Annotated in this window: 25 protein-coding genes; 9 read left to right on the top strand and 16 right to left on the bottom strand. The window is 68.4% G+C overall.

Going from position 1 to position 23,668, the window contains the following annotated elements; all coding sequences use genetic code 11:
- Nucleotides 1-52: 52 nt before the first annotated feature.
- Entirely contained in the window at nt 53-703 is a 651-nt protein-coding gene (locus POL67_RS47340; RefSeq protein ID WP_271928434.1) for a Rieske (2Fe-2S) protein, read from the bottom strand.
- A 136-nt stretch (nt 704-839) separates the two neighbouring features.
- On the opposite strand from POL67_RS47340, the gene POL67_RS47335 reads away from it, so the two are divergent.
- Entirely contained in the window at nt 840-1,553 is a 714-nt protein-coding gene (locus tag POL67_RS47335; protein ID WP_271928431.1) for a TetR/AcrR family transcriptional regulator, read from the top strand.
- A 6-nt stretch (nt 1,554-1,559) separates the two neighbouring features.
- Here POL67_RS47335 and POL67_RS47330 read toward each other — a convergent pair whose 3' ends face one another.
- The 3 genes from POL67_RS47330 to POL67_RS47320 are packed head-to-tail and all read right to left on the bottom strand — an operon-like array spanning nt 1,560 to nt 5,851.
- Nucleotides 1,560-5,039: a protein kinase domain-containing protein gene (locus POL67_RS47330; RefSeq protein ID WP_271928430.1), complete on the bottom strand. Its 3,480-nt coding sequence runs from the start codon at nt 5,037-5,039 to the stop codon at nt 1,560-1,562.
- Nucleotides 5,036-5,404: a hypothetical protein gene (locus POL67_RS47325; protein ID WP_271928428.1), complete on the bottom strand. Its 369-nt coding sequence runs from the start codon at nt 5,402-5,404 to the stop codon at nt 5,036-5,038. Before POL67_RS47325 ends, POL67_RS47330 begins: the two co-directional genes overlap by 4 nt.
- 3 nt (nt 5,405-5,407) lie before the next feature.
- Nucleotides 5,408-5,851, bottom strand: a complete 444-nt coding sequence (locus POL67_RS47320) for a hypothetical protein (protein ID WP_271928426.1) — start codon at nt 5,849-5,851, stop codon at nt 5,408-5,410.
- A 148-nt stretch (nt 5,852-5,999) separates the two neighbouring features.
- Between POL67_RS47320 and POL67_RS47315 the strand changes: the two genes are divergently transcribed.
- The 3 genes from POL67_RS47315 to POL67_RS47305 all read left to right on the top strand — a co-directional run bounded on the left by POL67_RS47315 (nt 6,000) and on the right by POL67_RS47305 (nt 8,185).
- The gene (locus POL67_RS47315; protein ID WP_271928423.1) at nt 6,000-6,362 is read left to right on the top strand and encodes a hypothetical protein; all 363 of its coding nucleotides are present in this window, start codon (nt 6,000-6,002) and stop codon (nt 6,360-6,362) included.
- Between the two features lie 6 nt (nt 6,363-6,368).
- Complete coding sequence (locus tag POL67_RS47310; RefSeq protein WP_271928421.1) at nt 6,369-6,863, top strand: MmcQ/YjbR family DNA-binding protein; 495 nt, start codon at nt 6,369-6,371, stop codon at nt 6,861-6,863.
- A 152-nt stretch (nt 6,864-7,015) separates the two neighbouring features.
- The gene (locus POL67_RS47305) at nt 7,016-8,185 is read left to right on the top strand and encodes a PAS domain S-box protein (RefSeq protein WP_271928420.1); all 1,170 of its coding nucleotides are present in this window, start codon (nt 7,016-7,018) and stop codon (nt 8,183-8,185) included.
- On the opposite strand, the gene POL67_RS47300 is transcribed toward POL67_RS47305, so the two are convergent.
- Genes POL67_RS47300 through POL67_RS47280 form a run of 5 tightly spaced genes read right to left on the bottom strand, consistent with a single transcriptional unit; the run spans nt 8,179 to nt 13,352 of the window.
- The gene (locus POL67_RS47300) at nt 8,179-9,198 is read right to left on the bottom strand and encodes a DUF1152 domain-containing protein (RefSeq protein WP_271928418.1); all 1,020 of its coding nucleotides are present in this window, start codon (nt 9,196-9,198) and stop codon (nt 8,179-8,181) included. The two genes, POL67_RS47305 and POL67_RS47300, sit on opposite strands and share 7 nt — an antisense overlap.
- A 52-nt stretch (nt 9,199-9,250) precedes the next feature.
- The gene (locus POL67_RS47295; protein WP_271931027.1) at nt 9,251-10,048 is read right to left on the bottom strand and encodes a succinate dehydrogenase/fumarate reductase iron-sulfur subunit; all 798 of its coding nucleotides are present in this window, start codon (nt 10,046-10,048) and stop codon (nt 9,251-9,253) included.
- Complete coding sequence (locus POL67_RS47290; protein ID WP_271928417.1) at nt 10,048-11,958, bottom strand: fumarate reductase/succinate dehydrogenase flavoprotein subunit; 1,911 nt, start codon at nt 11,956-11,958, stop codon at nt 10,048-10,050. The genes POL67_RS47295 and POL67_RS47290 overlap by 1 nt, the downstream gene beginning before the upstream one ends.
- Nucleotides 11,959-11,970: 12 nt before the next feature.
- Nucleotides 11,971-12,639 (bottom strand): succinate dehydrogenase cytochrome b subunit, encoded by a 669-nt coding sequence (locus POL67_RS47285; protein WP_271928416.1) that lies wholly within the window; start codon nt 12,637-12,639, stop codon nt 11,971-11,973.
- Nucleotides 12,640-12,674: 35 nt separating this feature from the next.
- Nucleotides 12,675-13,352 (bottom strand): hypothetical protein, encoded by a 678-nt coding sequence (locus tag POL67_RS47280; protein ID WP_271928415.1) that lies wholly within the window; start codon nt 13,350-13,352, stop codon nt 12,675-12,677.
- 179 nt (nt 13,353-13,531) lie between these two features.
- On the opposite strand from POL67_RS47280, the gene POL67_RS54590 reads away from it, so the two are divergent.
- The 4 genes from POL67_RS54590 (at nt 13,532) to POL67_RS47260 (ending at nt 16,781) form a co-directional block, all read left to right on the top strand.
- Nucleotides 13,532-14,290 carry an Hsp20/alpha crystallin family protein gene (locus POL67_RS54590; protein ID WP_271928413.1) on the top strand — a complete coding sequence of 253 codons (759 nt, stop codon included), beginning with the start codon at nt 13,532-13,534 and terminating at the stop codon, nt 14,288-14,290.
- Between the two features lie 45 nt (nt 14,291-14,335).
- The gene (locus tag POL67_RS47270; RefSeq protein ID WP_271928411.1) at nt 14,336-15,238 is read left to right on the top strand and encodes an undecaprenyl-diphosphate phosphatase; all 903 of its coding nucleotides are present in this window, start codon (nt 14,336-14,338) and stop codon (nt 15,236-15,238) included.
- Nucleotides 15,208-16,305: a mannose-1-phosphate guanylyltransferase gene (locus tag POL67_RS47265; RefSeq protein ID WP_271928409.1), complete on the top strand. Its 1,098-nt coding sequence runs from the start codon at nt 15,208-15,210 to the stop codon at nt 16,303-16,305. Before POL67_RS47270 ends, POL67_RS47265 begins: the two co-directional genes overlap by 31 nt.
- Nucleotides 16,306-16,376: 71 nt before the next feature.
- Nucleotides 16,377-16,781 (top strand): CBS domain-containing protein, encoded by a 405-nt coding sequence (locus tag POL67_RS47260; RefSeq protein WP_271928406.1) that lies wholly within the window; start codon nt 16,377-16,379, stop codon nt 16,779-16,781.
- 3 nt (nt 16,782-16,784) lie between these two features.
- Here POL67_RS47260 and POL67_RS47255 read toward each other — a convergent pair whose 3' ends face one another.
- The 4 genes from POL67_RS47255 to gshB are packed head-to-tail and all read right to left on the bottom strand — an operon-like array spanning nt 16,785 to nt 19,310.
- On the bottom strand, nt 16,785-17,429 hold the full coding sequence (locus POL67_RS47255; RefSeq protein ID WP_271928403.1) for a hypothetical protein: 645 nt from the start codon (nt 17,427-17,429) through the stop codon (nt 16,785-16,787).
- Nucleotides 17,430-17,482: 53 nt separating this feature from the next.
- Complete coding sequence (gene folK, locus POL67_RS47250) at nt 17,483-17,971, bottom strand: 2-amino-4-hydroxy-6-hydroxymethyldihydropteridine diphosphokinase (protein WP_271928400.1); 489 nt, start codon at nt 17,969-17,971, stop codon at nt 17,483-17,485.
- Nucleotides 17,972-17,993: 22 nt separating this feature from the next.
- A complete protein-coding gene (locus tag POL67_RS47245) occupies nt 17,994-18,308 on the bottom strand; it encodes a hypothetical protein (RefSeq protein ID WP_271928398.1) in 315 nt (104 codons plus the stop codon).
- A gap of 51 nt (nt 18,309-18,359) precedes the next feature.
- The gene (gene gshB, locus POL67_RS47240; RefSeq protein ID WP_271928395.1) at nt 18,360-19,310 is read right to left on the bottom strand and encodes a glutathione synthase; all 951 of its coding nucleotides are present in this window, start codon (nt 19,308-19,310) and stop codon (nt 18,360-18,362) included.
- A gap of 114 nt (nt 19,311-19,424) precedes the next feature.
- Between gshB and ggt the strand changes: the two genes are divergently transcribed.
- Nucleotides 19,425-21,212 carry a gamma-glutamyltransferase gene (gene ggt, locus POL67_RS47235; RefSeq protein ID WP_271928393.1) on the top strand — a complete coding sequence of 596 codons (1,788 nt, stop codon included), beginning with the start codon at nt 19,425-19,427 and terminating at the stop codon, nt 21,210-21,212.
- A gap of 71 nt (nt 21,213-21,283) precedes the next feature.
- On the opposite strand, the gene POL67_RS47230 is transcribed toward ggt, so the two are convergent.
- Genes POL67_RS47230 through POL67_RS47220 form a run of 3 tightly spaced genes read right to left on the bottom strand, consistent with a single transcriptional unit; the run spans nt 21,284 to nt 23,598 of the window.
- Nucleotides 21,284-22,150, bottom strand: coding sequence for an anti-sigma factor family protein (locus POL67_RS47230; RefSeq protein ID WP_271928391.1), 867 nt, complete (start codon nt 22,148-22,150; stop codon nt 21,284-21,286).
- Nucleotides 22,147-22,851, bottom strand: a complete 705-nt coding sequence (locus POL67_RS47225) for a sigma-70 family RNA polymerase sigma factor (RefSeq protein ID WP_271928388.1) — start codon at nt 22,849-22,851, stop codon at nt 22,147-22,149. The genes POL67_RS47230 and POL67_RS47225 overlap by 4 nt, the downstream gene beginning before the upstream one ends.
- A gap of 30 nt (nt 22,852-22,881) precedes the next feature.
- Nucleotides 22,882-23,598 (bottom strand): polyhydroxyalkanoate synthesis regulator DNA-binding domain-containing protein, encoded by a 717-nt coding sequence (locus POL67_RS47220; RefSeq protein WP_271928385.1) that lies wholly within the window; start codon nt 23,596-23,598, stop codon nt 22,882-22,884.
- Nucleotides 23,599-23,668: the final 70 nt, after the last annotated feature.

Raw genomic sequence — 23,668 nt, 5'->3', positions numbered from 1 at the left:
GTTTGCCTCCTGTTTTGTTACACCAAATGTTCTAGAAAACAGGAAGCGGTTGTCAAGCCCTCGCTCGGAGAGTTCGCGGGGCCACGGCTGCGGAGGCACGCTCGCGGGCGAGATCCGTGGCGGCGAAATACTCGGTGATCCAGGAGGGAACGTCGCCCTCGCCCGGCGCGTGTGTGGTGCAGAAGAGGACACGCGTCGTCGCTTCGGCCTCGGGGAAACAGTAGAGCAGCGTGCGCTTTTCGGGCGTGCGCGGCGGGAGAAACAACTCGACGCAGCCGGGCGCGCGAAACACGAGCACGGGCTCCTCGGGCGTGTCGCCGAGGGCCCATGTGAAGGGCAGGTTCGCCGGATCGAGCAAGGCCTCGATCACGCGCCCGAACGGCGCAGACCAGGTCTCGGCGTGGACCACGAGAGGCCGCACCGGATCGAGCAAAGGCAACACCGGGCCCTCGGCCGGGGCCTCGCGGCCCGTGAAGATCCAGACGAGCCCGAGGGCCTCACGCGCGGGCACGGGCAGACGAGCCGGCAGCGTGACCACCTCGGGCAGAGCCGAGGACGCGTGATCGACGCACGCCCCGGGCTCCCCGTGCTCGTCGCGAAAGAGCAAGATCGGCTCCCCGGCGACCCGTACGCGCCGAGCTTCGTCCCGCAGATCCCGCGCAGGCAAGACCGGCGTCCATACGTTCGCGAAGCCCTCGAACATGGAAGCCTCCATTTTGTAGAACGGTGAGTCTAAGAAAAATCCGCCGTTCGTCAAGCGGGCCAGGCCGGGCTTGCGACGGCGGCCGCGCCCGAGTCTTGAACTGCAAGATGGATGATCTAGAGTTCCGGACGACGAGATGGGCAGGCCCGCAGGATCACGCAACCCGGACTTCGAGGCGACGCGCGCGTCGCTCGTCGCGTCCGTGCAGAAGCGGCTCTCGGAGCCGGACGGCCCGCGGGCGAGCTTCCGCGAAATGGCGGCGGCCGCGGGGGTGAGCGTGGCGACGCTCCGGCACTATTTCGGCTCGCGCGAGGGCGTGGTGTCGGCGGTGCTCTCGCATTGGCACGAACGCGGGCAGAGGTACATGCTGGAGGTCGCGACGGGTCCGCTCTTGCCCGTACGTGCGTCGCTCCGAGGGTTTTTGTTTTATCTGGACCTCGGCTTCCGGGCTGGCGTCGGGGAGGTGCACGCGATCGGCATCGCCTGCGGCCTGCGCGAGCCCACGCTCGGCCCGAAATACCTCTCCGAGGTGCTCGATCCGACGCTCGAATCCGTGGAGGCGCGGCTCGCCCGGCACGTGGCGCGGGGCGAGCTGCGCGCGGGCGACGTGCGGCACATGGCGCTCGCGCTGGTCTCGCCGCCCCTGCTCGTCTTTTTGCATCAACACCCGCTCGGCGGGACGAAGGCGCGCCCGCTCGATTGGGACAAATTCGCCGACGAGCATATCGAGGCCTTCCTGCGCGCCTACGGCACGGGCCACGAGGCGCCGGCCGAGCCGGGCGCCGAGGCGTCGTTCGGCGGCGGCGGTCCCCCGCCCCGAAAACGCCCGCGTGGGCAACACGACGCTTGAGAGGGCTCAGCGTTTGTCCGGGTGAATGCCGAGCGACGTGACCGTCTCCGGCGTCGCGGCCTCGACGAAGGCGCGCAGGCTCGCCGCGTCCATGGGGAGATCGTCCATCCAGCGCCGCACGGTCCGGTCTTTTCCGGCCGTCACGAGGGAGCGGCCTCCCTCGGCGAACCGGACGGCGAGGACGTTGCCCTCGTGCCCTTCGAGGAGCCGGCTCTCGCCCGCTTCGAGGTCCCATAACCGCACGATGCCGTCCGCGCCCGCCGTCGCGAGCCGGCTGCCCTCGGGCGAGACGTCGATCCCTTCGACGACGCCTCGATAGCCGCGCAAGACGTCGAGCAGCCGGCCGTCCACCGCGCTCCAGAGTTTTACGTTCGCCTCGCCGCCCAGCGTCGCGAATCGCTTGCCGTCCGGGAAAAATACGAGCCGCGTGAGCCCTGTCCCCGCGGCGTCGATCACGTGGCGCAGAGCGCCCTGGGGCACGTCCCAAAGGCGAACGGAATGGTCCATTCCGCCGGACACGAGCAGGCCGCCGTCCGGGGAAAACACGAGCACGTGGACCGCGTCGTGGTGGCCGGCGAGGACGGTCTCCCGGCCCGTCGTCAGTTCGCGCAGAAGGACCCGGCCATCGGCGAAGGAATACGCGAGGCGCGCGCCGTCCGGAGAAAACGCGAGCGCTGTGGCCGCGACCGAATGCCGCGCGAGGATCTGGCCCTCGCCGCCCTTTGCGGGAAAACTCCGAAGGACCCCGTCCGCGCCGGCCGAGACGACGCGCGCGCCGTCGGGCGAAAATAGCAGGTGGCTCGCCGCGCCATCGTGCGCGTCGAACGAGATTGCCGCGCCCTGTGTGCTGAAGATACGCACGCGGCCGTCCGCGCCGGCCGAGGCGATGGCGGTGCCGTCGGGGGAAAACGCGACGTCATGCACTTCGCCCGCGTGCTGGCCGAGCGTCCGCGGGGTGCCGTCTGTGAGGTTTGTCCAAACAACCGTCCCGTCGGCGCCGCCCGAGGCGACACACGCTCCCTGGGGTGAGACGGCGATCACGTGCGCCGCGCGCTCGTGTACAGCCATGACGCGGTCGCGCAAGGCTTCGAGCGAATAGACGCGCAGGCTGTTGTCGTAACTCGCGACGAGCGCGCGCTTGCCGTCGCGGGAAAACTCGACATCCGAGATCGAGTCGTTCGGGCCCCGCAGGATGCGCGACATGCTGGAGGCCACGTCCCACACCCGCGCCGTCTGGTCGGCGGCGCCCGACATCAAGGTCTTTCCATCCGGAGACACGGCGACGGTATAGACCGATCCTTCGTGTCCCCTGAGTACGCGCGCCTCGCCCGTGTGGACGTCCCATATTCGTACGGTGCGGTCGATTCCCGATGACACGAGGCGGGAAGAATCCGGGAGAAACACGACGGATCGCACCTTCCCGGTATGACCTTCGAGGCGCCTCGAAACACCCGCCGCGACGTCCCACAACCGAACAATGCCTTTTTGATCGCCCGTGGCCACGAGGGCACCGTCAGGGGAGAACGTGAGCGCCTCCGTCTCGTGCGCCTCGCCCTCGAAGCGGCGCTCGGTCCCGGCGTCGACATCAAAAAGAACGAGCGAACCTGCCGATACGAAGGCGAGGGTGCGTTCGTCCGGGGAGATGGCGAGTTTTCGCTCGGCGCCACCCACAGGCCACACGGGTTTGCATTGCCCCGCGGTGATGTCCCACAAGCAGACCGAGCCATCGCGGCCCCGGGAGGCGAGGCGACGCCCGTCCCGGAAAAACTGAATCGCGCCGAGCGGCGCCGCGTGTCCCGCGAGGACCTTGGTTTCGTTCGTCTTCACGCTCCAGAGCCGGACCGTGGTGTCCTTGCTTCGGCTCGCGAGCCAGGCGCCGTCCGGAGAGAATGCCGCTTCCCATACTTCGTCGGTGTGCCCTTCGAGGACGCGTGCCTGGGCTGTCGAAAGGTCCCATAGACGGAGCGTCCGGTCGTCGCTCGACGAGGCCACGAACCGGCCCTCCGGCGAAAACGACGCGCGATTGATACCCGCCGCATGCCCACGCAAAAGCATCGGGACGCCCTTTGCAAGGGCATCCGCCGCCACGAGCCGCTTGCGCCGGTGCCCCCGGAACGAAGCCGACAACGTCTTCAGCCAGGCGAGCGCTTCGAGGGGATCTCGCGAGGCCGCCGCGCGCGCCTCGACGAGCGTGAGCGTATCGGCGCGCTCCGATTCTCGCCGCTCGGCTTCCGCGGCCCTGTCGCGCTCGCGCCGCGCCTCGTCGCGCGCGTCGAGCACCCTTCCCACGGCGAGCGCGCCCGTGACCGCGAGCGCGGCAAGCGCGGCGAATGCCATGAGAAGCGTCGCGCGATGGCGACGGGCGAACCGAAGGAGCCGCTCGCGGGCCGAATAGTGATGCGCCTGGACAATCTGCCCTGTCTGGAACCGACGCAGGTCCGCGGCGAGCTCTCCGGCCGTTCGATATCGCTCGGCCTTCGCACGTGCCATGGCCTTTTGCACGATCGTCACGAGGTCGCGCGGCACGCCCGGCTGCAGCTTTTCGATGGGCACCGGTGGCTCACGCAGCACGCGCCGGACGATCTCCATCGGGTATTGGCCCTCGTACGAGGGTTTTCCCGCGAGCAGATGATACAGAATGGCCCCGATCGCATACACGTCGGCGCGCTCGTCCACGCTGCGCCCCGCCGCCTGCTCGGGCGGCATATACGCGGGCGTGCCCATGACGACACCAAGCACGGTGAGCGCCATCGATCCCGGCGAGGACGGCGACGACAATCTCTGCGGCGGCAGCGACGAGCAACGCGACAGCTCGGGGGATTCCTCGTTGAGGTCCTTCGCGAGCCCCCAATCGATGACCACGGTCTCGCCAAACGGACCGAGCAAGATGTTCTGCGGCTTGAGGTCGCGGTGAATGATGCGCTCGTTATGCGCATATGCCATCGCCTCGGCGACCGCGAGCACGTGGGGGAGCAGGACGAGGCGCTGATCGAGCGTGCTCGCCTCCTCGATGAAATGGTCGAGCGAGCGCCCGGAGACGAGCTTCATCGCGAAAAACGGCTCGCCCGAGGGCCAGATGCCCGCCTCGTAGAGCGGCACGATCGAGGGGTGCTGCAGGCGCGCCGTGATCCGCGCCTCGCGAATGAAGCGCTCCTCGGTCTGCGGATCCCGCGTGATGAGCTCCTTCAGCGCGACGGGGCGATCGAGGTGCGTGTCATACGCCCGCAGAATCCGGCCAATGCCGCCCTTCGCGACCTCCGATTCCACCGCGTACGTCTCTGGATCGACGACGCGCATTCGCCGCGTGGCGGCGCTCTCCGGGGCCTCTTCGTCCTCGGCCTCGTCCCTCCCGGTGCGCGCGATGAGCGTCTCCATCGGGGGCACGGGCAGCGTCTCGCCGAGCGTGCCGGGCCGGACATGTCTCCCCTCCGCGGGATCGAGCGTCGCGGCTTCGAGCGTGGAGGGGAGCGTGCGTCCGGCGGTCACGGCCAATCGAAGAGCGCGCGGCTCACAAATCCCAGGGTGACGCTCGCCATGTTCGCGGCAAACGCCCACCCGAGCGTCTTTTTCTTACCAATGAACCGGAAATATCCGGCCTCCGCGGTCACGGCGAACGTCTCGGCGATGACCACCATGATCCAGTACCGCGGCGTCTGCGATATCCATAACGAGGGATGGGGCGCGAGCACGGCGAGGTAGAAGCGCTCCCACAGGTTCGGAATGACGAACCAAACGATCGGGTGCGTCAGCGCGCTCGCGCCGAACGCCTCGTACACGCGGACGCGGAGCCCGTAGACGTAAATCGGGATCTCGACGACCTGCGTGAAGACGAATGCCCAGAACCAGTCCACCCCTCAACCCGCCGGACGCGCGCGGCGTTTCGCCCGGCAGAGCGCGAGCGCGGCCAGGGCGACGGTGATCCCGAGCGGGGCCCCTTCGTTCGAGCTTCCCGCCGCCGAGACGGAGCAGCCCTTTTTCTCGGCCACGGTCACGGTCGCGGCGGACGGCTGCGGGCCGGCCGTCTTTGCTTCGTTCGTCTGCGGAGCCGGTGCTTTTGCGCCCGCCACGCAGCGGAGCAACTCTCGGCCCCGGAGGTCCTTCACGCCGGTGCACGTGCCGGCCGCGCCGGCGGGATCGGCGCACGCATCCCCGGCGGCCTTGTTGTAACAGCTCTCTTCCAGCGGCCCGACCTCGTCCGCCGCCGCGGAGGCGGGGCCGACGAGCGCGGCGATCGCGAGGAAGACGCCGGAAAGGCGACGCAGGAGGGAGGGTTTGTCCTGGGAAATGGGGGCGTGCATCAAGAACACCTCGCTCCTTCGCCCGGCGAAGTCAAGGGCGACGGGGCGCGCGAGGCGCGGGCGGTGGAGGGCTGCGTCGCCAGGGCCGGATCGGGCGGGCAATTCTTCCCCTCGACATCCGGCGCGATCGGGCGGCACAATGGCGCCCATGTCTCGATGGGTCGCTCGCGCCGCGCTCGTCCTCGGCCTCGCCGAGGGCCCGCGCGCGCACGCGGGCGAGCCGGAGAATGTCTCGAAGGCGCGCGAAGCGCGCAGCCAGCGGGAGCGAGCGCTGCGCGCGTGGGGGCCGTCGCTGCTCGTCGGGGTCACGGGCGCCGCGACCGAGGAGGTGAAGGCGACGGTCGACGACAACCCCCTCGCGCTCGGGATGAAGGAGGTCGTGCTCGATGAGGAGGGCGCGCCCGCCGCTTCGGCTTCGGCCGCGCCGGGCCCCCTGCCTGCGAGTGAAGCAAAGACTGTCAAACCACTGCCTTCCGCGACGACGAAGAAGACGCGTGACCTCGGGTATTGAGAGACCATGGTGAGCACGAAAGCCGGCACGACGAAATCGACGAAGACCACCAAGAAGACGGCCACGAAGAAGGCCAAGGCCCCCACGAAGAAGGCGGCTCCCCCGGCGAAAAAGGCAGCCGGACGAGCGAGCAAAATGGAGGGGTCCGGCGGAACGCTCGAACGGTTCCGCGCCATTTGCATGGGTTTTCCCGAGGCGAGCGAGGTCGAGGCCTGGGGGCACCCGACGTTCCGCGTGCGGGACAAGATCTTCGCCGCGATTGGCAGGGAAAACGGCGTATGGTCGTTCGGCGTGAAGACCACGTTCGAGATGCAGGCCGGGCTCGTGGCGACCGACCCGCGATTCACGATTGCGAAATACGTCGGCAAACACGGATGGGTCAACGTGCGGATCGACGAGCCGAACGACGGCCCGGTCGACTGGAACGAGGTGCGGGCGCTCGTCACGGGCAGCTACAAGATGATCGCCCCGAAGACCCTTGCCGCGCGTGTAGACGACTGAGCCGCACCACCTCCTTACGTCACGTCACGCCGTTGGTAGATCCTTGATTATTCCTTTCGGGGTGTAATCAATTTTGCATATTTCCTGCTCGACGATGCCACGAGCGGCGTGATAGTCCCTCCGTTTGAACCCGTAGGTTCGTGGAGACTGTAATGGATTCGGCTTGGTTCCAGCATTGCCCGGGTATCCTCGTGGCCACGAGCCAGGAGGGCGCGATTTCAGGCTTCAATCCCGAGGCCGAGCGTGTCCTCGGAGCCGAGCGCGTGCGAGGCGGCTCCTTGTTCGAGTCCGTTCATCCCGATCACAGGGACGCGGTCGCGTCGGCGTGGGCGAAGATGAGCGAGGGCGAAGCCTGGAACTCCCTCTGCCAGATGCGTGACGCCGATGGTTCCTATCGTGCGTTTTCTCTGCATGCGCGGCGCGTGTCGGGTCGGTCCGAGATCTACGTCACGATCGTCGCCATGCCGCAGCTCTCCTCGGGTCATCTCGCGGTGCCCCCCGCCGAGGACTTGAAGTCGCTTCCCGTCATCGCGCCCGAGCGCGTGCTCCGGGAGATCCTCGATTGCCTGGATCTATCGGTGTACGTGATCGACCACCAGGGCACGTACCTGCTGCACGACGGAAAAGGGTGCAGAGCCGGCGGCTTCGAGCCCGGGACGCTCATCGGGCGAAACCTTTTCGAAATTTTCGGCGCCGATAAAGACTCCATGACCGATATCCAGCGCGCGCTCGCAGGCGAGCCCGTCCACGCGACGGCCGAGGCCATCGACGTCCTGTGGGAGAGCTGGTTCGTGCCGATGCGCGAGAACAGCGGCGAGGTCGTGGGGATGCTCGGCCTGACGCTCGCCAAGAGCGACGTGCGGAAAGCCTTGGTCGAGCTTCGGACGAAGATGGAGCTCATCGAGCGGCAAGAAGAGGTCATTCGGAACCTGGAGACGCCGGTGATCCAGGTATGGGAGAAGGTGCTCACGCTCCCGATGATGGGCATGGTCGACAGCCAGCGCGTGGGGCGCCTGATGGACGATGTGCTCTCGGCCGTGGTGCGCACGTCGGCGCGGTTCGCGATTCTCGATTTGACAGGCGTCGATATGGTCGACACGGCCACGGCGAGCCACCTCTTCAGCCTGATTCGAGCGATTCGGCTCCTCGGCGCGGAGGGCATCGTCACGGGGATCCGGCCGACGGTGGCGCAGACGGCGGTGACGCTCGGGCTCGATCTGTCGAGCGTGACGACGTGTGCGAACTTGCGCGAGGGGCTCCGGCTCTGCATTCGCCGGATGGCGGAGGAGAATCGGGGCCGTCGGAACGAAATGGATCAATAACCGACCATGTCTTCCTGCCGCGGCAGGTTTTCCACTTCGCGCGGGCCCTCCGCGAGCAAGGCGCGCCCGCGGCCGAGCGCGAGGTGGCAATCTCGTACCGTTGTGCAATCGCGGATCCAGCCGACGATTTTGGAGCGGCGCGCCACGACCTCGACGTCGAAGGCCCATATCATGGCCATGAGCGGCCAGACGAAGAACCGACCCGGGCTCACCCGGCTGCGCAAGGCCGGCGGGACGTGCTCGCCGCCGAAATGGCCCTCGGCCGCCGAGAGGATGAAGCCGGTGAGCGCCGAGCGGAACGTCTGGTTTGCATAGACGTGCTCGATGCAGCGTTTGTAAAAGTCGAATCCAGGGCTCGTCGGTTCGAGGCTCACGGCGCCGAGGAAGCCGCCGGCGTCGGTGAGCTCGGCGATGGCCCGCAGGCTGGCCGCGTCCGAGACACCATTGAAGCGGTCGGCGCCGAGGCCGACCGAGCAGAGCAGCTTGAGTTTCACGCCTTCGAGCGAGGCCACGGCGCCCACCGAGACCGCGTCTTCGATCGGATCGCCGAGCCCCTCCTCGTCGCCGCGCATGAGCGAATCCGAGCCCCCGTCGACGAGGATCACGGCGTCGACGGCGTGGCGCTGGACGAGCTCGGCATAAAAGGCGCGGAGCGCGGGCACGGTGAAGGACCGCGCGTAATAGGCGTACACGAAATGCGGCGCGCTCTTGGGGCGCTCCTGGTCGAGGAAGCTCGCGAGGTGGACCTCCGGGCCGTAATCGGGCGGGGGGCTCGAATGCGCGAGGACCTGCTTGACGACGGCGCCCGTCTCGGCCGTGTACACGACGGCCGCGTCGTCGATGCGCTCGGGCTGCCCGAACGAATAACTGCCGAGGATCACGCGCTTACCGAGGCGCTCGAGCTCGGGCAAGAGCGTCGCGCCTTGCAGGAAATCGAAGCCTCCGCCGCAGCCGCAGAGGAGGACGGTTTTGATCGAAGGGTCGGCGAGCCGCGCGAGGAAGGTCGGTAGCATGGCGCGGCGCCGAGGATACCACGGCGGCAGCGGATGTCGTAGTCCGAGCGCGTCAGCGGCGGCGCTTCGGCGTGCCGGGCTCGATGTGCCTTGGCTGCACGTGTCCCTCGCCGGAGAGCCGGGCCGCGAGGTAGTCGTGGTTCATTTGTGTGATGACCTGGAGGGGGATGCTCTTCGGGCATGCGGTCTCGCATTCACCGGCGAACGTGCAATGGCCGAATCCCTCCGCCGCCGCGGCCCGGACCATCCGGAGCGCGCGCCGCCCTTGCTCGGGCTGGCCCTGCGGGAGTTTTCCGAGGTGCGTGATCTTCGCGCCCGTGAAGAGCGCGGCCGAGGCATTCGGGCAAGCAGCAATGCAGGCCCCGCACGCGATACACGCGGCCGCGTCCATGGCCTGCTCGGCGTCGTCCTTGTGGATCGTCGAGGTGTTCGCCTCCGGCGCATTGCCCGTGTTGACGGTGACGTAGCCGCCCGCGGCGATGATCCGATCGAGCGCGCTCCGGTTGATGACGAGGTCCTTGAGGAGGGGAAATGCCTTGGCGCGAAACGGTTCGATCCAGAGCGTCTCTCCGTCGCGGAAGTTCCGCAGGTAGACCTGGCACGCGGCCGCGCCCTGGAGCGGGCCGTGCGCGAGGCCGTTGACCATGAATCCACAGGTGCCGCAGATGCCCTCGCGGCAATCGCTGTCGAAGGCGATCGGCTCTTCGCCTTTTTGCACGAGGCCCTCGTTGACGACGTCGAGCAGCTCGAGGAGCGACATGTCGGGCGAGGCCTCGGTGGTCTCGTACCGGACGAACTGTCCAGGCGCCTCAGGGCTCCGCTGCCGCCAGACCTCGAGCGCGATCCGCATCACTTGTAGCTCCTTTGCATGGGCGGGGCTGCCTCGAACACGAGCGGCTCCTTGTGCAGGATGGGCGGTTCGCCTTCGCGCCATTGCCACGCAGCGACGTAGGCGAAATGCTCGTCGTCGCGCAGGGCCTCTCCGTCCGGCGTCTGGTATTCCTCACGGAAGTGGCCGCCGCACGATTCTTCGCGGTGGAGGGCGTCGCGGCAGATGAGCTCGCCGAGTTCGAAATAGTCGGCGACGCGGCCGGCAGTTTCGAGCTCTCGGTTCAAGGTTTCGCCCCGGCCGGGGACGAGCAGTTCCCGGTAAAACCTGTCGCGAAGCTCGGGGATATGGGTGAGCGCGCGTTCGAGCCCTTCGCGGTTGCGCGACATGCCGCATGTGTCCCAGAGGAGCTTGCCAAGCTCGCGATGGAACGAGGCTGCGGTGCGCTTGCCGCGTACCGAGAGGAGCCGCTCGATGCGAGCCGCCGTGTCGTTGCGCGCGTCTTCGAACGCGGGGTGCGCGTCGTCGATCGCCGGCGGCTTTGCGCGCGCGAGGTAGCTGCCCACGGCGAGCGGGACGATGAAATAGCCGTCGGCGAGGCCCTGCATGAGCGCGCTCGCGCCGAGCCGGTTGGCCCCGTGATCGGAGAAGTTCGCCTCGCCGATCACGAAGAGGCCGTCGATCGTGCTCATGAGATCGTAATCGACCCAGAGGCCGCCCATCGTGTAATGGATGGCCGGGTAGATCCGCATCGGGGCGCGGTAGGGGTCCTCGCCCGTGATCTCGGCGTACATGTCGAAGAGATTTCCATACCGCTCGGCGATGACGTCCGCGCCGAGGCGGCGGATGGCGTCCGCGAAATCGAGGTAGACGCCGAGTCCGCTCGGGCCGACGCCGCGGCCTTCGTCACAAACAGCCTTGGCCGCGCGGGAGGCGACGTCGCGGGGCGTGAGGTTTCCATAACTCGGGTAGCGGCGTTCGAGGTAATAATCACGCTCGTCCTCGGGGATCTGCTCGGGCGAGCGTTTGTCCCCGGCGCGGAGCGGCACCCAGATGCGGCCGTCGTTGCGGAGTGATTCGCTCATGAGGGTGAGCTTCGATTGATGCTCGCCGCTGACGGGGATGCACGTGGGGTGGATCTGCGTGAAGCACGGGTTCGCGAGGTACGCGCCGCGGCGATGGGCGCGCCAGATCGCGGTCGCGTTCGAGTTTCGCGCGTACGTGGAGAGGAAATACGCATTGCCATAGCCGCCCGTGGCGAGGACGACCGCATCGGCGACGAACGTGCGGATCTCGCCGGTCACGAGGTCCCGCGCGACGATGCCGCGGGCTTTGCCGTGGGCGACGACGAGGTCGAGCATTTCCGTGCGTGGCGAGAGGCGCACCGTGCCGGCCTGGACCTGGCGGAGCAAGGCCTGGTAGGCGCCGAGGAGGAGCTGCTGGCCCGTCTGGCCACGCGCATAAAACGTGCGGGAGACCTGGGCGCCGCCGAAGGAGCGGTTCGCGAGTTTTCCCCCGTACTCGCGGGCGAACGGGACGCCCTGCGCGACGCATTGGTCGATGATGCGCAGGCTCACCTCGGCGAGGCGGTAGACGTTGCCCTCGCGGGCCCGGTAATCGCCCCCCTTGATCGTGTCCTGGAAGAGGCGCTGCACGCTGTCGCCGTCGTTCTGGTAGTTCTTCGCGGCGTTGATGCCGCCCTGGGCCGCGATGCTGTGCGCGCGGCGGGGGCTGTCGTGGAAAAATACGCATTCGACGCGGTAGCCGAGTTCGCCGAGCGTGGCCGCGGCCGAGGCGCCCGCGAGGCCCGTGCCGACGACGAGGACCCTGTATTTACGGCGGTTCGCCGGGCTCACGAGCGCATAGTCGAGCTTGCGGCGCTCCCATTTCTGCGGAAGAGGACCGCCGGGGATCTTGCCGTCGAGGTGCATGAATGCCTCCCCCTACCGCCCCCGCAGCAGCGAGAGCGTGAGCGCGGTGATCGGAATGGCGGCGAGGCCCACGGCGACGATCCACGCGAGGGCGGCGGCGAACCGCCGGAGCCCACGCAGCCGGTCACGCCGCAGGGTGAGGCCGAGCGATTGCGTCATCGCGAGCGTGCCGTGCGAGACGTGCAAGCCGAGCGCGATCATGCTGAGCACGTAGATCACAGTGGGCATGATCGACGAAAAAGCGGCCGAGACATTCGAATGGACGCGGCCCGGGGAATACGCGGGGAGGAAGAAGCCCAGGGTCAAATGGAGGACGTGGTAGACGACGAACCCGAGCAAAATGAGGCCGGTCCAGAGCATCGTGCGCGCGCCGAGGCTGCTCGCGGCGCGCTCGTAGCGGCCGTACGAGATCGGGCGCGCGACCTGGCGGCGCATGTAGAGGTCGAGTGCGACGAACACATGGACGCAAAACGACGCGAAGAGGACGGTTCGGGCCGACCAGAGCAGGGCGGGGTTTTTGTGGAGGAGCGCGCCATACGCGTCGAGCGCCTCGGGGCCCGCGAAATAGAGCAGGTTGCCCGCGAGGTGCAGGACGACGTACCCCGTGAGCACGACTCCGCTCGCTGCCATGAGCGCTTTTTTCGCGACGCTCGTCGCCCCGAGTTTCACGGTCGCCGCCATCCCGGGCCCCCTCCCTGCACGACGATCCGGATGCCTCAGCGCGGATACCCGTAATAATAGACGCGCGGCTGCGCCGGACCTCGCGGAACGACCACCGAGCGCGGATAAAAGAACGGATCGTACCACCAGTACGGATACGCCCCGCCGCCCCAGCCGTAGCCAAACCCGTACGTCACCGTGGACGGGGGAGGCTCGATGCTACGCCGCTCGAATGGGGTCCGCTGGGTGACGATACGATCGTCGGTGTGCACCCGCCAGACGATGTCGAATTGCGGTAGGTCGCGGGCACCCCGGAGCGACTCCGGGAGCGGAAAGTAGGCGTCGATCGTCGTCGATTCGCCGCGCGGGATCACGACGACGGGCATGCTCGCGTGGGTCGCATTCGCGAGCACGGGCGCGGTCTCGCCCGCCATGTCGGCGAACTGCACGCGGAGCTCGCGTGTATCGACGGTCCAGGGCTCGGCGCCGTCCTCGTTTGCCACGACGAACCGGACGTGGAGCGCGCGGACCGGCTCTTCGTCCTCGGAGAGGCGCACGTCCGTCACGCCAAACGAGCTCACCCGCACGTCTCCTTGGCCCGTGCCCGGCGGGATGTCGTACCGCGCCGCGGGATACCCCGATACCGTCGCGTTGGCTTGCTCGGCAGGCTGGTAATAATACGAGCCGCCGCATCCGGTCACGGCGAGCGCGAGGGCGAGGAGCAAACGGCGCATGTCCTTCGATCCGTGCAACCTTCATGCGCGAGGGAGCGCGATCCTCCTTCCAGGACGCCCGCTCGTGACCCTCCGAGGCAAGCTCCTCCGTGGCACTGTGCAATCGTCACCGTGCCCGGCCTGCGCACGAATCGTGCATGAAGCGCGCGCGAATCTGTTCGAATGAGGAGGGGGTCGTCATGGCTGGATTCATGCGCAAACGAGAAGGTCGAGAAGGGCAGGGCCCATCGCGGGAGATGACACAGGCGGGCGCCCGGGAGCCGAGGCGCGAGCAAAGGCTCGCGACGGCGGATCCGTTCCGCTCGCTCGGGTATGGAGATCCATTCCGACGCATGCGCGAGATGCTCGCGTGGGACCCGTTCGCCGAAATGGAATCCTTTCTGCCGCAAGGCCGGGCCTTCATGCCCGACATGGAGGTGCGCGAGACGAAGGATGGATACGCGATCCGCGCGGATCTGCCGGGCTTGAAGGAGGACGACATTTCAATCGACGTCTCCGGCCGGCGGCTCACGATCAGCGGCCGGCGCGAGGAGGAGCAGCGCGACGAGAACGAGCGGTACTGGGCCTACGAGCGTTCGTACGGGAGTTTTACCCGGTCGTTCACGCTGCCCGAAGGGATCGATCCGGAGCGGATCGACGCAAATCTTTCGAACGGCGTGCTCGAGGTGCTCATCCCGAAATCGAAGGCCGAGGAGCCGAAGCGCATCAGCGTGAGGCGCGGAGAAGCCCGCGCCGAGGAGCAAGGCGCGCAATCGAGCGTGCGTCCACAAACCTCGGCGAGCGGCGCGTCGGGCACGGGCGCGAGCACGACCGCAGGACAACCTTCCGCGGCCGGCGGGGGTGCGGCCGGGACGCACGGGACCTCGCAGGCCACGACGGGCGCGGGAGGCAGTGAACAGGGCATGACGCAGGGCGGCTCACGGGAGAAGGCGGCCTAGCAGCCCGATTTACAAGGGCGCCGCGGCGCTGCTATCACTGGCCGCGTGCTGCCGCTCGCGGAGGTCGTGCTCTTGGCCGGGATTCAGGGCCTCGCGGAGGCGCTGCCGATCTCGCGCTCGGGGCACGACGCGGTCGCCCGCTTGTGGCTCGATCCGGGCCGCAGCGCCGCGGCGCTCGAGTCGATCCTGCACGTCGCGACGGCCTCCGCGCTCCTCGTCGGCGCCCGGCGTCACCTCGTCGCCGCGGTCTCCGAGGGGCTCAGGGCCGTCGCGCGTCCCTCGCTCTTGCGCTCGTCGCCAGGCGCGCACGACGCGGCCGTGCTCGTGGTCGCGGCGGCCACGAGCCTGCTCTCGCGCGCGCTCGCGGCGCCGTTCGTGGAGCTCTGGAGCGGCGCGCCGATCGCCATCGGCTTCGGCCTCGTCTGGACGGGGCTCCTCGTCGGCACGATGAGCCTCGCGCCGGCCGGGCGCGTGGAGGCGCCGTCGCTCTCGCTCGCCGCGCTGCTCGGCCTCGTGCATGGGACGGGCGTGTTGCCCGGCGGCTCGGACGTGGGCGCGGCGCTCGTGATCGCCATGTGGATGGGCACGAAGGCCGATCGGGCGCTCGATCTGGCCTTCGCGCTCACGGGGATCACGCTGCTCGCGTCGTTCGTCGCGGGCCTCGGCGCGCGGTCCGAGGTCACGGAGCTCGGCGCGCCGGCGATCGGCTTCGGCCTCGTGACGGCTTTCCTCGGCGCGACGGTCGCGATCGGCCTCGCGCGCAGCTTGCTCGAAAAACACGCCCTCGCGCGGCTCGCGTTCTGGGTCCTCCCCTTGGGTTTCGCCACGGTCTCGTACGGCCGTTCCTTCGGCGAAGCTTCGATGCGGGAGGCGCCGGCGCACGTGATGATGGTCGTTATGTCCGAGGATGACATACCATGCAAACCGCTCCTTCCGTCTACGCCCTGATCCTCGCCGGCGGTGCCGGCACGCGTTTCTGGCCGGCCTCGCGCGCCGCGCGGCCGAAGCAGCTTTTGCCCCTGGTCGGGAAATCCCCGCTCATCCGGCAGACGGCAGAGCGAATCACGCCGCTCGTCGACTGGGAGCGGCTCTTCGTCGCGACAGGCAAGCACCTCGTGGAGCAGACGGCCGAGGCGCTGCCGGAGCTCTACGCCGAGAATACGCTCGTCGAGCCCGCCGCGCGGAACACGGCGCCTTGTATTGGTTGGGCGAGCTTTCACATTGCCCGGACGAACCCGGACGCGGTGCTGATGGTGCTGCCGAGTGACCACCACGTGCGCGACGTCGCGGGCTTCCGGTTCGCGCTGGAGCGCGCCGTGGCCTCGGCCGCGAGCGGGACGATCACGACGATCGGAATCAAGCCCACGCACGCGGAGACGGGCTATGGGTACATCGAGCTCGAAGGCGAGGCGCGCGGCATCGAGGCGCTGCCGGCGAAGCGATTCGTGGAGAAGCCGGACGCGGCGCGTGCGGAAGCCTTCGTGGCCGGGGGCAAACACCTCTGGAATGCGGGCATGTTCTTTTTCCGGGTGCGCGACATGGTGGATGCCATCCGCGCGCACATGCCCGCCCTCGCCGAGGGGCTCGACGCGATCGACCGCGCCGCCGAGGAGGGGGAGAAGCAAGCCGCGCTCGAAAAGATTTTCCCGACGTTGCCGTCGATCAGCATCGATCACGGCGTGATGGACCACATCGACCATTTCGCGGTCGTGCCTGGCGATTTCGGCTGGAGCGACGTGGGGAGTTTTCAGACCGCGTTCGATCTCGCCGAGAAGGACGCGCAGCAGAATGCGGCGCCCCATAGCGCGTTGTTCGTCGATGCGCGGCGAAATCTGGTGCTCGATCTGCGCACGGGGGCGGAGGAGGGCAAACGCGTGATTGCGCTCGTCGGCGTGGAGGATCTCGTGGTGGTGGAGACCGACGACGCATTGCTCGTGGTGCCGCGGGCGCGGGCGCAGGATGTAAAAGAGGTCGTGGCGGCGCTCAAGTCGCGCGGCCGAACCCGCCTCGTTTGATAGGGCCTGTGGGGACGGACGCTCGCGAGGGGTGGACAGGGCGGGCGCGAGGCTCCATTCTTCCCCCGGCCATGAAGGGACACGCGCGCCACATCATGACGCATCACGCCGAGGCCGTCTCGCTCGGGACGCCGCTCGAGGAGATCGCACGGCTGCTCGTGGACGCGCGGATCGGCGGCGTCCCGGTCGTCGACGAGCACGAGCGCGTGGTCGGATTCGTGAGCGAGACGGATCTGATGGCGACGCTCCTGCAAGGGCAGACGCCCGGGGCCGCGGCGCGCGACGTGATGAGCCATCCGCCGATCGTCGTGGACGAGTTCGCCACGACAGACGAGGTGATGGCCATCCTCCGAACCGGTCAGATCCACCATTTGCCGGTGGTGCGGAGCGGACGGCTCGTCGGGATCATCACCCCGCTCGACGTGCTCAGATATTTCGTGGAAAAGGTGATGCCGCCCGAGCCCGAAGTGGGCTGATGCTCAGAGGTTGAAGAGCTCGGCGCAACAGCTCGTCTTCGGGCCGCATGTCTCGGGGTCGGGGTTCGTGCAGGTGCCGACGACCGTGTCGCCCTGGGTGCACGTACACGTCGTCATCCCGCCGTTGCCGGGGGTCTCGCAGTTCGTCGAATAGGCCACGCCCTTGCAGGTGGAGGTGCAGCCGCAGCTCGATTCGCCGTTCGGACCGGCGCCGGCGAAGCATTCTGCGTCGTCGACGCAACCGTTCGCCATCTGGCACGTCTCCGCGGCCTCCATCTCGTCGTTGCACTCGGGCGGGGGGTCGTTCGGGCAATCCTTCGCGGCGGGGATGTAACACGCGAAGAGCGAGCCGAATTCGTCCTCGCATTCGGAGGGCATGTCGGCGAATACCTCGTCGCAGAACTCGTTGCAATTGCCGGTCTGCATGCCGCAGTTATTGACCTCGCCGATGTGGCAGAAATCCAGGCACGCCTGCCTGGCGTCGCCCGGCGATGTGCCACCGCTGCCGCCCGAGCCGCCGCTGCCCCCGGCGCCGCCTGCGCCCGAGCCGCCTTGCCCGTTATTCGTGACGTCACTGCCGCACGCGACGAGGATCGGCGCGGCACCCAAAAGAAAAAGCCCAACCAAGGAAACACGAAGCATATGCATGACGCGACCATACCCGCTCCACGCGGCTATGTCGAGGACGCTTCCGTGCGTCCTTATGCCCGTGTGATCGGCAAGCGCGCCGCGGAGAGCTCGTCGTAACGTTTGCCCGTGCGCGGGTGCGCCGCGTCGGGGGCGACGTCGAGGAGCGGGCGGAGCGCGAAGACGCGGCCTTCGAGGCGCGGATGCGGGACTTCGAGGCCAGGCTCGTCGATGCATTCCCCCTCGATCCAGAGGATGTCGATGTCGATCGTGCGAGGCCCCCAGCGGACGGGATCCGGTCGGACGCGGCCGAGCGAGCGCTCGATGGCCTGCGTCCGCATGAGGACGTCACGCGCAGGCAAGGCCGTCGCGACGAGGACGGCGCCATTCAAATAATCCCCCTGGGGTGGTCCGCCTGCCGGTGGTGTGACGTAAAGCGGCGAGCAGTCGACCACGACAAACCCCGGCGTGTCGCGCAGGTCGGCGATGGCGCGTTCGATCGTGGCGGCACGGTCGCCGAGGTTCGAGCCGAGGGCGAGGGCGATGCGCCGGGCGTGCTGCATGCGTGTCGTGTAAGGCGCGGGCTCAGTCGTGAGGATCGGTGGCGCGGCGGCCATTCGAGGCGCGGCGGCCTTCGGGGCGCGGCGGGAAGGCGCGCCGATCCTCGCCCCAGCGGCGCGGAATCGGCGACCTGCGTTCGACGCCGCTGCCGGTGCGGATGGTGACGCCGACGAAGAGCGCGCGGAGCTCTTCGAAGGTCTCCGGGCGCGCAGCGACGACGGTGGCCGCGTGGTTGCGGCAGAGGTGGAGCGTGCGTCCCTCGATGTAGACGCGGACGAGCGAGGTCGTTGCCGAGGCCTCGGCGGCGCAGACGGCGCATGCGTGGGCGGGCGGGGCCATGCGCGAACCCTGGTCGAGAGGCGTCGCGCGGGCCAAATTTTGGAGGAACGTTCAGCGCGAATGGGCGTTTTTTTCGGCCCACTCGATGACACGGGCCGACTGATCCTGGCCGGTGAAGCGGCTGAGCTCCTGGATGCCGGTCGGGCTCGTGACGTTCACCTCGGTGAGGTGTTCGCCGATGACATCGAGGCCCACGAAGTAGAGGCCGTCGGCCTTGAGGCGCGCGCCGACCGAGCGGACGAGCTCACGCTCGCGCGGCGTGAGGTCGGTCGGGACGACGCTGCCGCCGACGTGGATGTTCGATCGGATCTCGTCGCCGCGCGGGACGCGGAGGATCGCGCCGAGGGGCTCGCCGTCGAGCAGGAGGATACGTTTGTCGCCCTGGGACACAGCCGGGAGGAACTCCTGCACCATGGCGAGCTGCCGGCCCTCGCCCGTGAGCATGTCGGCGATGGCGCGGGCGTTCTTGTCGTCCGAGCGGAGCATCATGACGCCCCAGCCGCCGGCGCCGTCGAGCGGCTTGATGACGGCTTTTCCGCCGACATCACGGACGAAGTCGTGGATCATGTCGCGATCGGCCGTGACGAGCGTCTTCGGCGTCCACTCGGAGAAGCCGAGCGCGTAGAGCTTTTCGTTGGCGTCACGCAGGCCACGCGGGTCGTTGATGATGAGCGTCTTGCCGCGCGCGGGCTCGAGCATGAGCGTCGCGTAGAGGTAGGCCTGGTCGAAGGGCGGATCCTTGCGGATGAAGATGGCCTCGACGTCGTGCAGCGGCAGGCGTTGCGCGCCTTCGTCCCGACGGAGCGTGATGTAAGGCGGATCGGGGAGAATCTCGACACGGTGCGCCGTGACGAACGGAAAACCCTGCGAGACGTAGAGGTCCTGCGGCAAGCAGTGGAAGCTCTGATGACCACGCGCCTGCGCCGCGCGGATGAACGCGAAGGTGGTGTCCTTGTCGTGCGTCACGCGGGTCAGGGGGTCCATCACGAACACGAAGCGCATGGTTTGGCTCTCCCGGCGGGGATCGAGTGCTTTCTCCGGCCACGGTTGATCCCCGCGGCGCGGCCGGGGCATCCTAGCGCACGCGCGGGGCACCCGCGCAGATGGAGCTGTGCCATGCGAACTCTCCGTGCCCTCTCGACGGCATCGTTTGCCGCCGCCCTCGCGCTGCTGGTCGCCTTGCCCGGATCAGGCTGCAGCGCGCCGGCCGCGCGCTCGCCGGACGAGACCACGGCAAAGGCCCCGCCGCCCGCCGCGCCCACGCCCGCCGCGCCACCCGCGAACCTGATCCCCCAAGGAACGGCGCAGGCGCCCGCGCCCGCCGCGCCGACGAAGCACAAGTACGCCGTGGCGACGGAGAACGCGACGGCGTCGGCGATCGCGATGGATGTGCTCGCACGCGGCGGGAGTGCGGTGGATGCGGCGATCGCGGGCGCGCTGGCGATCGGCGTCGTGCATCCGGTGTCGAGCGGGCTCGGCGGAGGCGGGTTCGCGACGGTGTACGACGCGAAGACGAAGGAGATCCGGATCCTCGATTTCCGGGAGACCGCGCCGAAGGACCTCGTGCCGACGGAGCTCGCGAAGCGGCCAGTGCCCGAGGACCAACGCGGCGTGATGACGGGCGTGCCCGGCGAGGTCGCGGGGATCGCGGAGATGCACGCGCGCTGGGGCAAGCTCGCGATGGCCGAGCTCGTGCGCGGCGCGGCGGACATGGCGGAGAAAGGTTTTCCCGTGAGCGCGCACATGATCCGCGCGCTGAAGTGGAACGAGAAGTGGCTGCTCTCGTCGCCGCGGTACGGGCTCTTCGCGAAGGCCGGCGCGATCGTGCCGGCGGGCGAGATCGTGAAGAACCCGGCGCTCGCCGCGACGCTGCGGAGGATCGGCGCCGAGGGGAAGAAGGCGTTTTACGAGGGGGCGATCGCGGCCGACATCCTGGCCACGGCGCGGGCCGGCAAGTGCCGCATGACGAAGAAGGATCTCGAGGACTACAAGGTGCTCGATCGCGAGCCGCTGCGTACGAAGTGGGAGGGCTACGAGGTCGTCACGATGCCGCCGCCCTCGGCCGGCGGCGTGATGATGCTGGAGACGCTCCACATGCACTCGAAGGCGGATCTCGCGGCGCTCGGGCACAACACGGGGGCGTACACGCACCTGCTCGCCGAGACGATGCGCGGCGCGGTCGCGGATCGGGTGCGGCTGCTCGGGGACCCCGCGTTCGTGAAGATGGACGTGGCGAAGCTCGTGAGCCCCGAGCGGATGAAGGCGCGGCGCGCGAGGATCTCGATGACGTCGACGACGAAGGCCGAGAACTTCCCGGTGACCGACGCGGGCACGACGCACATCGTGACCGTGGACGCGGAGGGGAACGTCGCGTCGATCACGACGACGGTGAACAACATGTTCGGCTCGCAGCTCGTGACGGAAGGCGGGTTCTTGCTGAACGACGAGCTCGCGGATTTCACGGCCGAGCGCGTGGAGAAGCTGTTCGGCATGTCGAAGGGGCCGAACTATCCGCGCGGCGGGGCGCGGCCGACGTCGAGCATGACGCCGACGATCGTGACGAAGGATGGAAAGCCCGTGCTCGCGCTCGGCGGGTCGGGCGGGACGCGCATCGCGACGGGCACGACGCAGGTGCTCCTGTCGCATCTCGTGTTCGGAATGCCGGTCGACAAGGCCGTGGCCGCGCCGCGCTTCGAGACGCCGCCGACGGGCGGGCTGTTCATCGACGCGGCGATCGGGACGGAGGTGCTGCAGGACCTGGAGAAGCGCGGCGAGGTCGTGGACACGAGCAAGCCGAACTTCTCCGCGGTGCAGGCCGTGTCGATCCAGGAGGGCCCGGACGGCGCGCGCGTGATCTCCGTCGGCGCTGATCCGCGCAAGGGCGGCGCCGGGCTCGTGCAGTAGGGAGGGCTTGTCGGGGACGAGGAGGGGTTCGTCGGGGTTGTCCCCGCGAACCCCTCAAGCGTCGAGCGGTTTTACTGCTGCGTGGCGGCGAGAACGAGCTGCGCGCTGCGTTCGTCGTCGAAGTCCGTCGCGAGCGCGTAACCAACGCCGCTCTTCTCGACGGCCGCGACCGAGTAGCCGCGGAGTTTGCCCACGTAGACCGGACGCTCGCGCACGACGCGTGGTTCGAGCCGCGTCACGCGCATCATCGGCACGGCGCGCGGATCGAAGACGTACACCGTGACGCGGTGTTTGCCCTCGACCGTGTACTGCAGGAGCGCCGCACGTTGATCACGCATCGCGTGCACACGCGCGCCGTTGAAGCTCGCCACGAACGGCTGGAACGCAGGCCGACGCACGGGCACGCCGACGAGCGGGTCGAAACGGACGAGCTCTTCGGGGTTTGTCGTCTCGGGCGGCAAGGGATGCGCGTGGAGCGCGACGAGATCGTCGAGCAGCGAGTCCATGCCAGCCGCAGCCATCTCCGTCGTCGCGCCGATCCGCGCGAGCTCCGGCGTGACCACCACGTCCTTCTGGTTTTTCGCGGCCGCCACCGTGAGCGCGACACCAGCCGCAGCCGCGAGCGTCGCCGCGTATTTCCAGCTCACGAGCTTCGCGGAGTGGACCTCGCGATCGGCCTCCTTCACGCGGCGCTTCTCGGCGAGCATCGCGGCATGGATGCGCGCGCGCATCGCGTCGGGGACACGCTTCGCGGCCGTGCGCTTCATGCTCGCGCGCATCACCCGCAGGAACGTCACGCGCTCGGAGCACGTGCCGCAATGAAGGACGTGCGCCTCCATGTCGACCGCGTGTCCTGGATCGAGCTCTCCGTCCACGTACGCAGAGATGCAACGCGAGAACATCGAGCACTCGTCGGTCATCACCTTGAGCCCATTCATACCGCAGCACTCCGCTTCCGCTTCCGGTACGCCGCGAGGTCCGTCGGGGCCTGGTCGGCCTTGTTCGAGGACCCCTCGCTCACGATGCCCATGGCGACCGCATGGTCGCGCAACGTCTTCTGCAAGAGCTTCCGGCCGCGGTGCAGCCTCGACATCACCGTGCCGATCGGCGTGCCCATCGCCTCGGCGATCTCCTTGTAGGAGAGCTCCTCGATGTCCGAGAGCACGACCGCGATGCGGAACTCCGGCGGCAGATCGTCGAGCGCGCGCTGCACCTCGGCCTCGACCAGCGGCGCGAGGGCCGCCGTCTCGGGATCCCGCATGCCGCGCATCGTCGTCGCGCCGATCCATCCGTCGGTCAGCGACTCGACGTCCGGACCTTCGAGGATGTCGCGCTCGAGTCCGCCGCGGCGGTAGCGGTTGATGAACGTGTTCGTGAGGATACGAAGCAGCCAGGCCTTGAGGTTCGTGCCCGGCTCGAACTGATCGCGGGCACGCATGGCCTTCACGACCGTGTCCTGGACGAGATCCTCGGCCTCGGTCGTGCTTCGTGTCATGCGGCAGCTCACCGCATACAACGTGTCGAGGTGACCAAGCAGCTCCACCTCGAAATTGTCGACCCCCGGCGCACCGTCCCCGGCGCCGGCGAAGCTCAGGTCCTGGGCGACCGAAGCTGGCTTTTTACTGAAGAAAAACGCCATCGCGGTCTCCCAACAGGAGCACCCCCCCGACTATTCCTCGGTCGTCGAGGTTTCGGGCTGCGCGGGCGTCTCGGGCGTGTCGGTCGGCTCACCACCGAGCTTGCGCACCACGGCTTCGAGCTCCTCGACGCGCTGCGAGAGGCGGTGGACGTCGGCCTGAAGGTCGCGGAAGAGGCCGACGCCGGGCAGGATGTGACGGATCCGATCGTCCACGGCGTGCTGCCACTGGTCGAGGGTCTGCTTCGAGCTCTCGACGATCTCGGACAGACGTGCCTTCGCACCATGGGTGGTGGCGGGTTTGTCCGCTTCGGTCGGAGCGGGGGCCGCGGCAGGCGGGGGCGGCTGCGTGGGCGGTTTGTCCGGGGTGGTGGCCGGCGCGGCCGCCTCGGCGGGGGCGTCTTCGGGTCCGCCGCCCGGGATGAGCCGCCCGATCGGGCCCTCGCGGAGCGTGTTGAGCAGGCGTTCGCCGCGCTCCTGGATCAGGTCCCGCAGCGTCCCGAGGGGCACGCTGCGCGGCTGGGACTTGAGGTCTTCCGAGATGATGAGCGCCAGCGTGACCTCGGTTTTGTCCTCCTTGGTCGCGTTGTCGATGATCTGGACCTCTTCGCCCGCACGGACCATCTCCCCGATCTGCTGGAGGGTCACGTAGCGGCTGTCCTTCGTATCGTACAACTTACGGTTGGAGTACCGCTTGATGACGCGCCGCGGCGTCGCACTGGCCCCCGAGGTCTCCTTCACCGTATCCATGATCTCCCCTTCGCGCCTCGACTGAATTGGACCACCTGTAACTCATATGTGCAAGCTGATGACAGCGTGA

It is taken from the genome of Polyangium mundeleinium, from assembly GCF_028369105.1.
Lineage (GTDB): Bacteria > Myxococcota_A > Polyangia > Polyangiales > Polyangiaceae > Polyangium > Polyangium mundeleinium.
The sequence above is the reverse complement of the archived record's forward strand: the minus strand, read 5'-3'. Positions and strand labels throughout refer to the sequence as shown.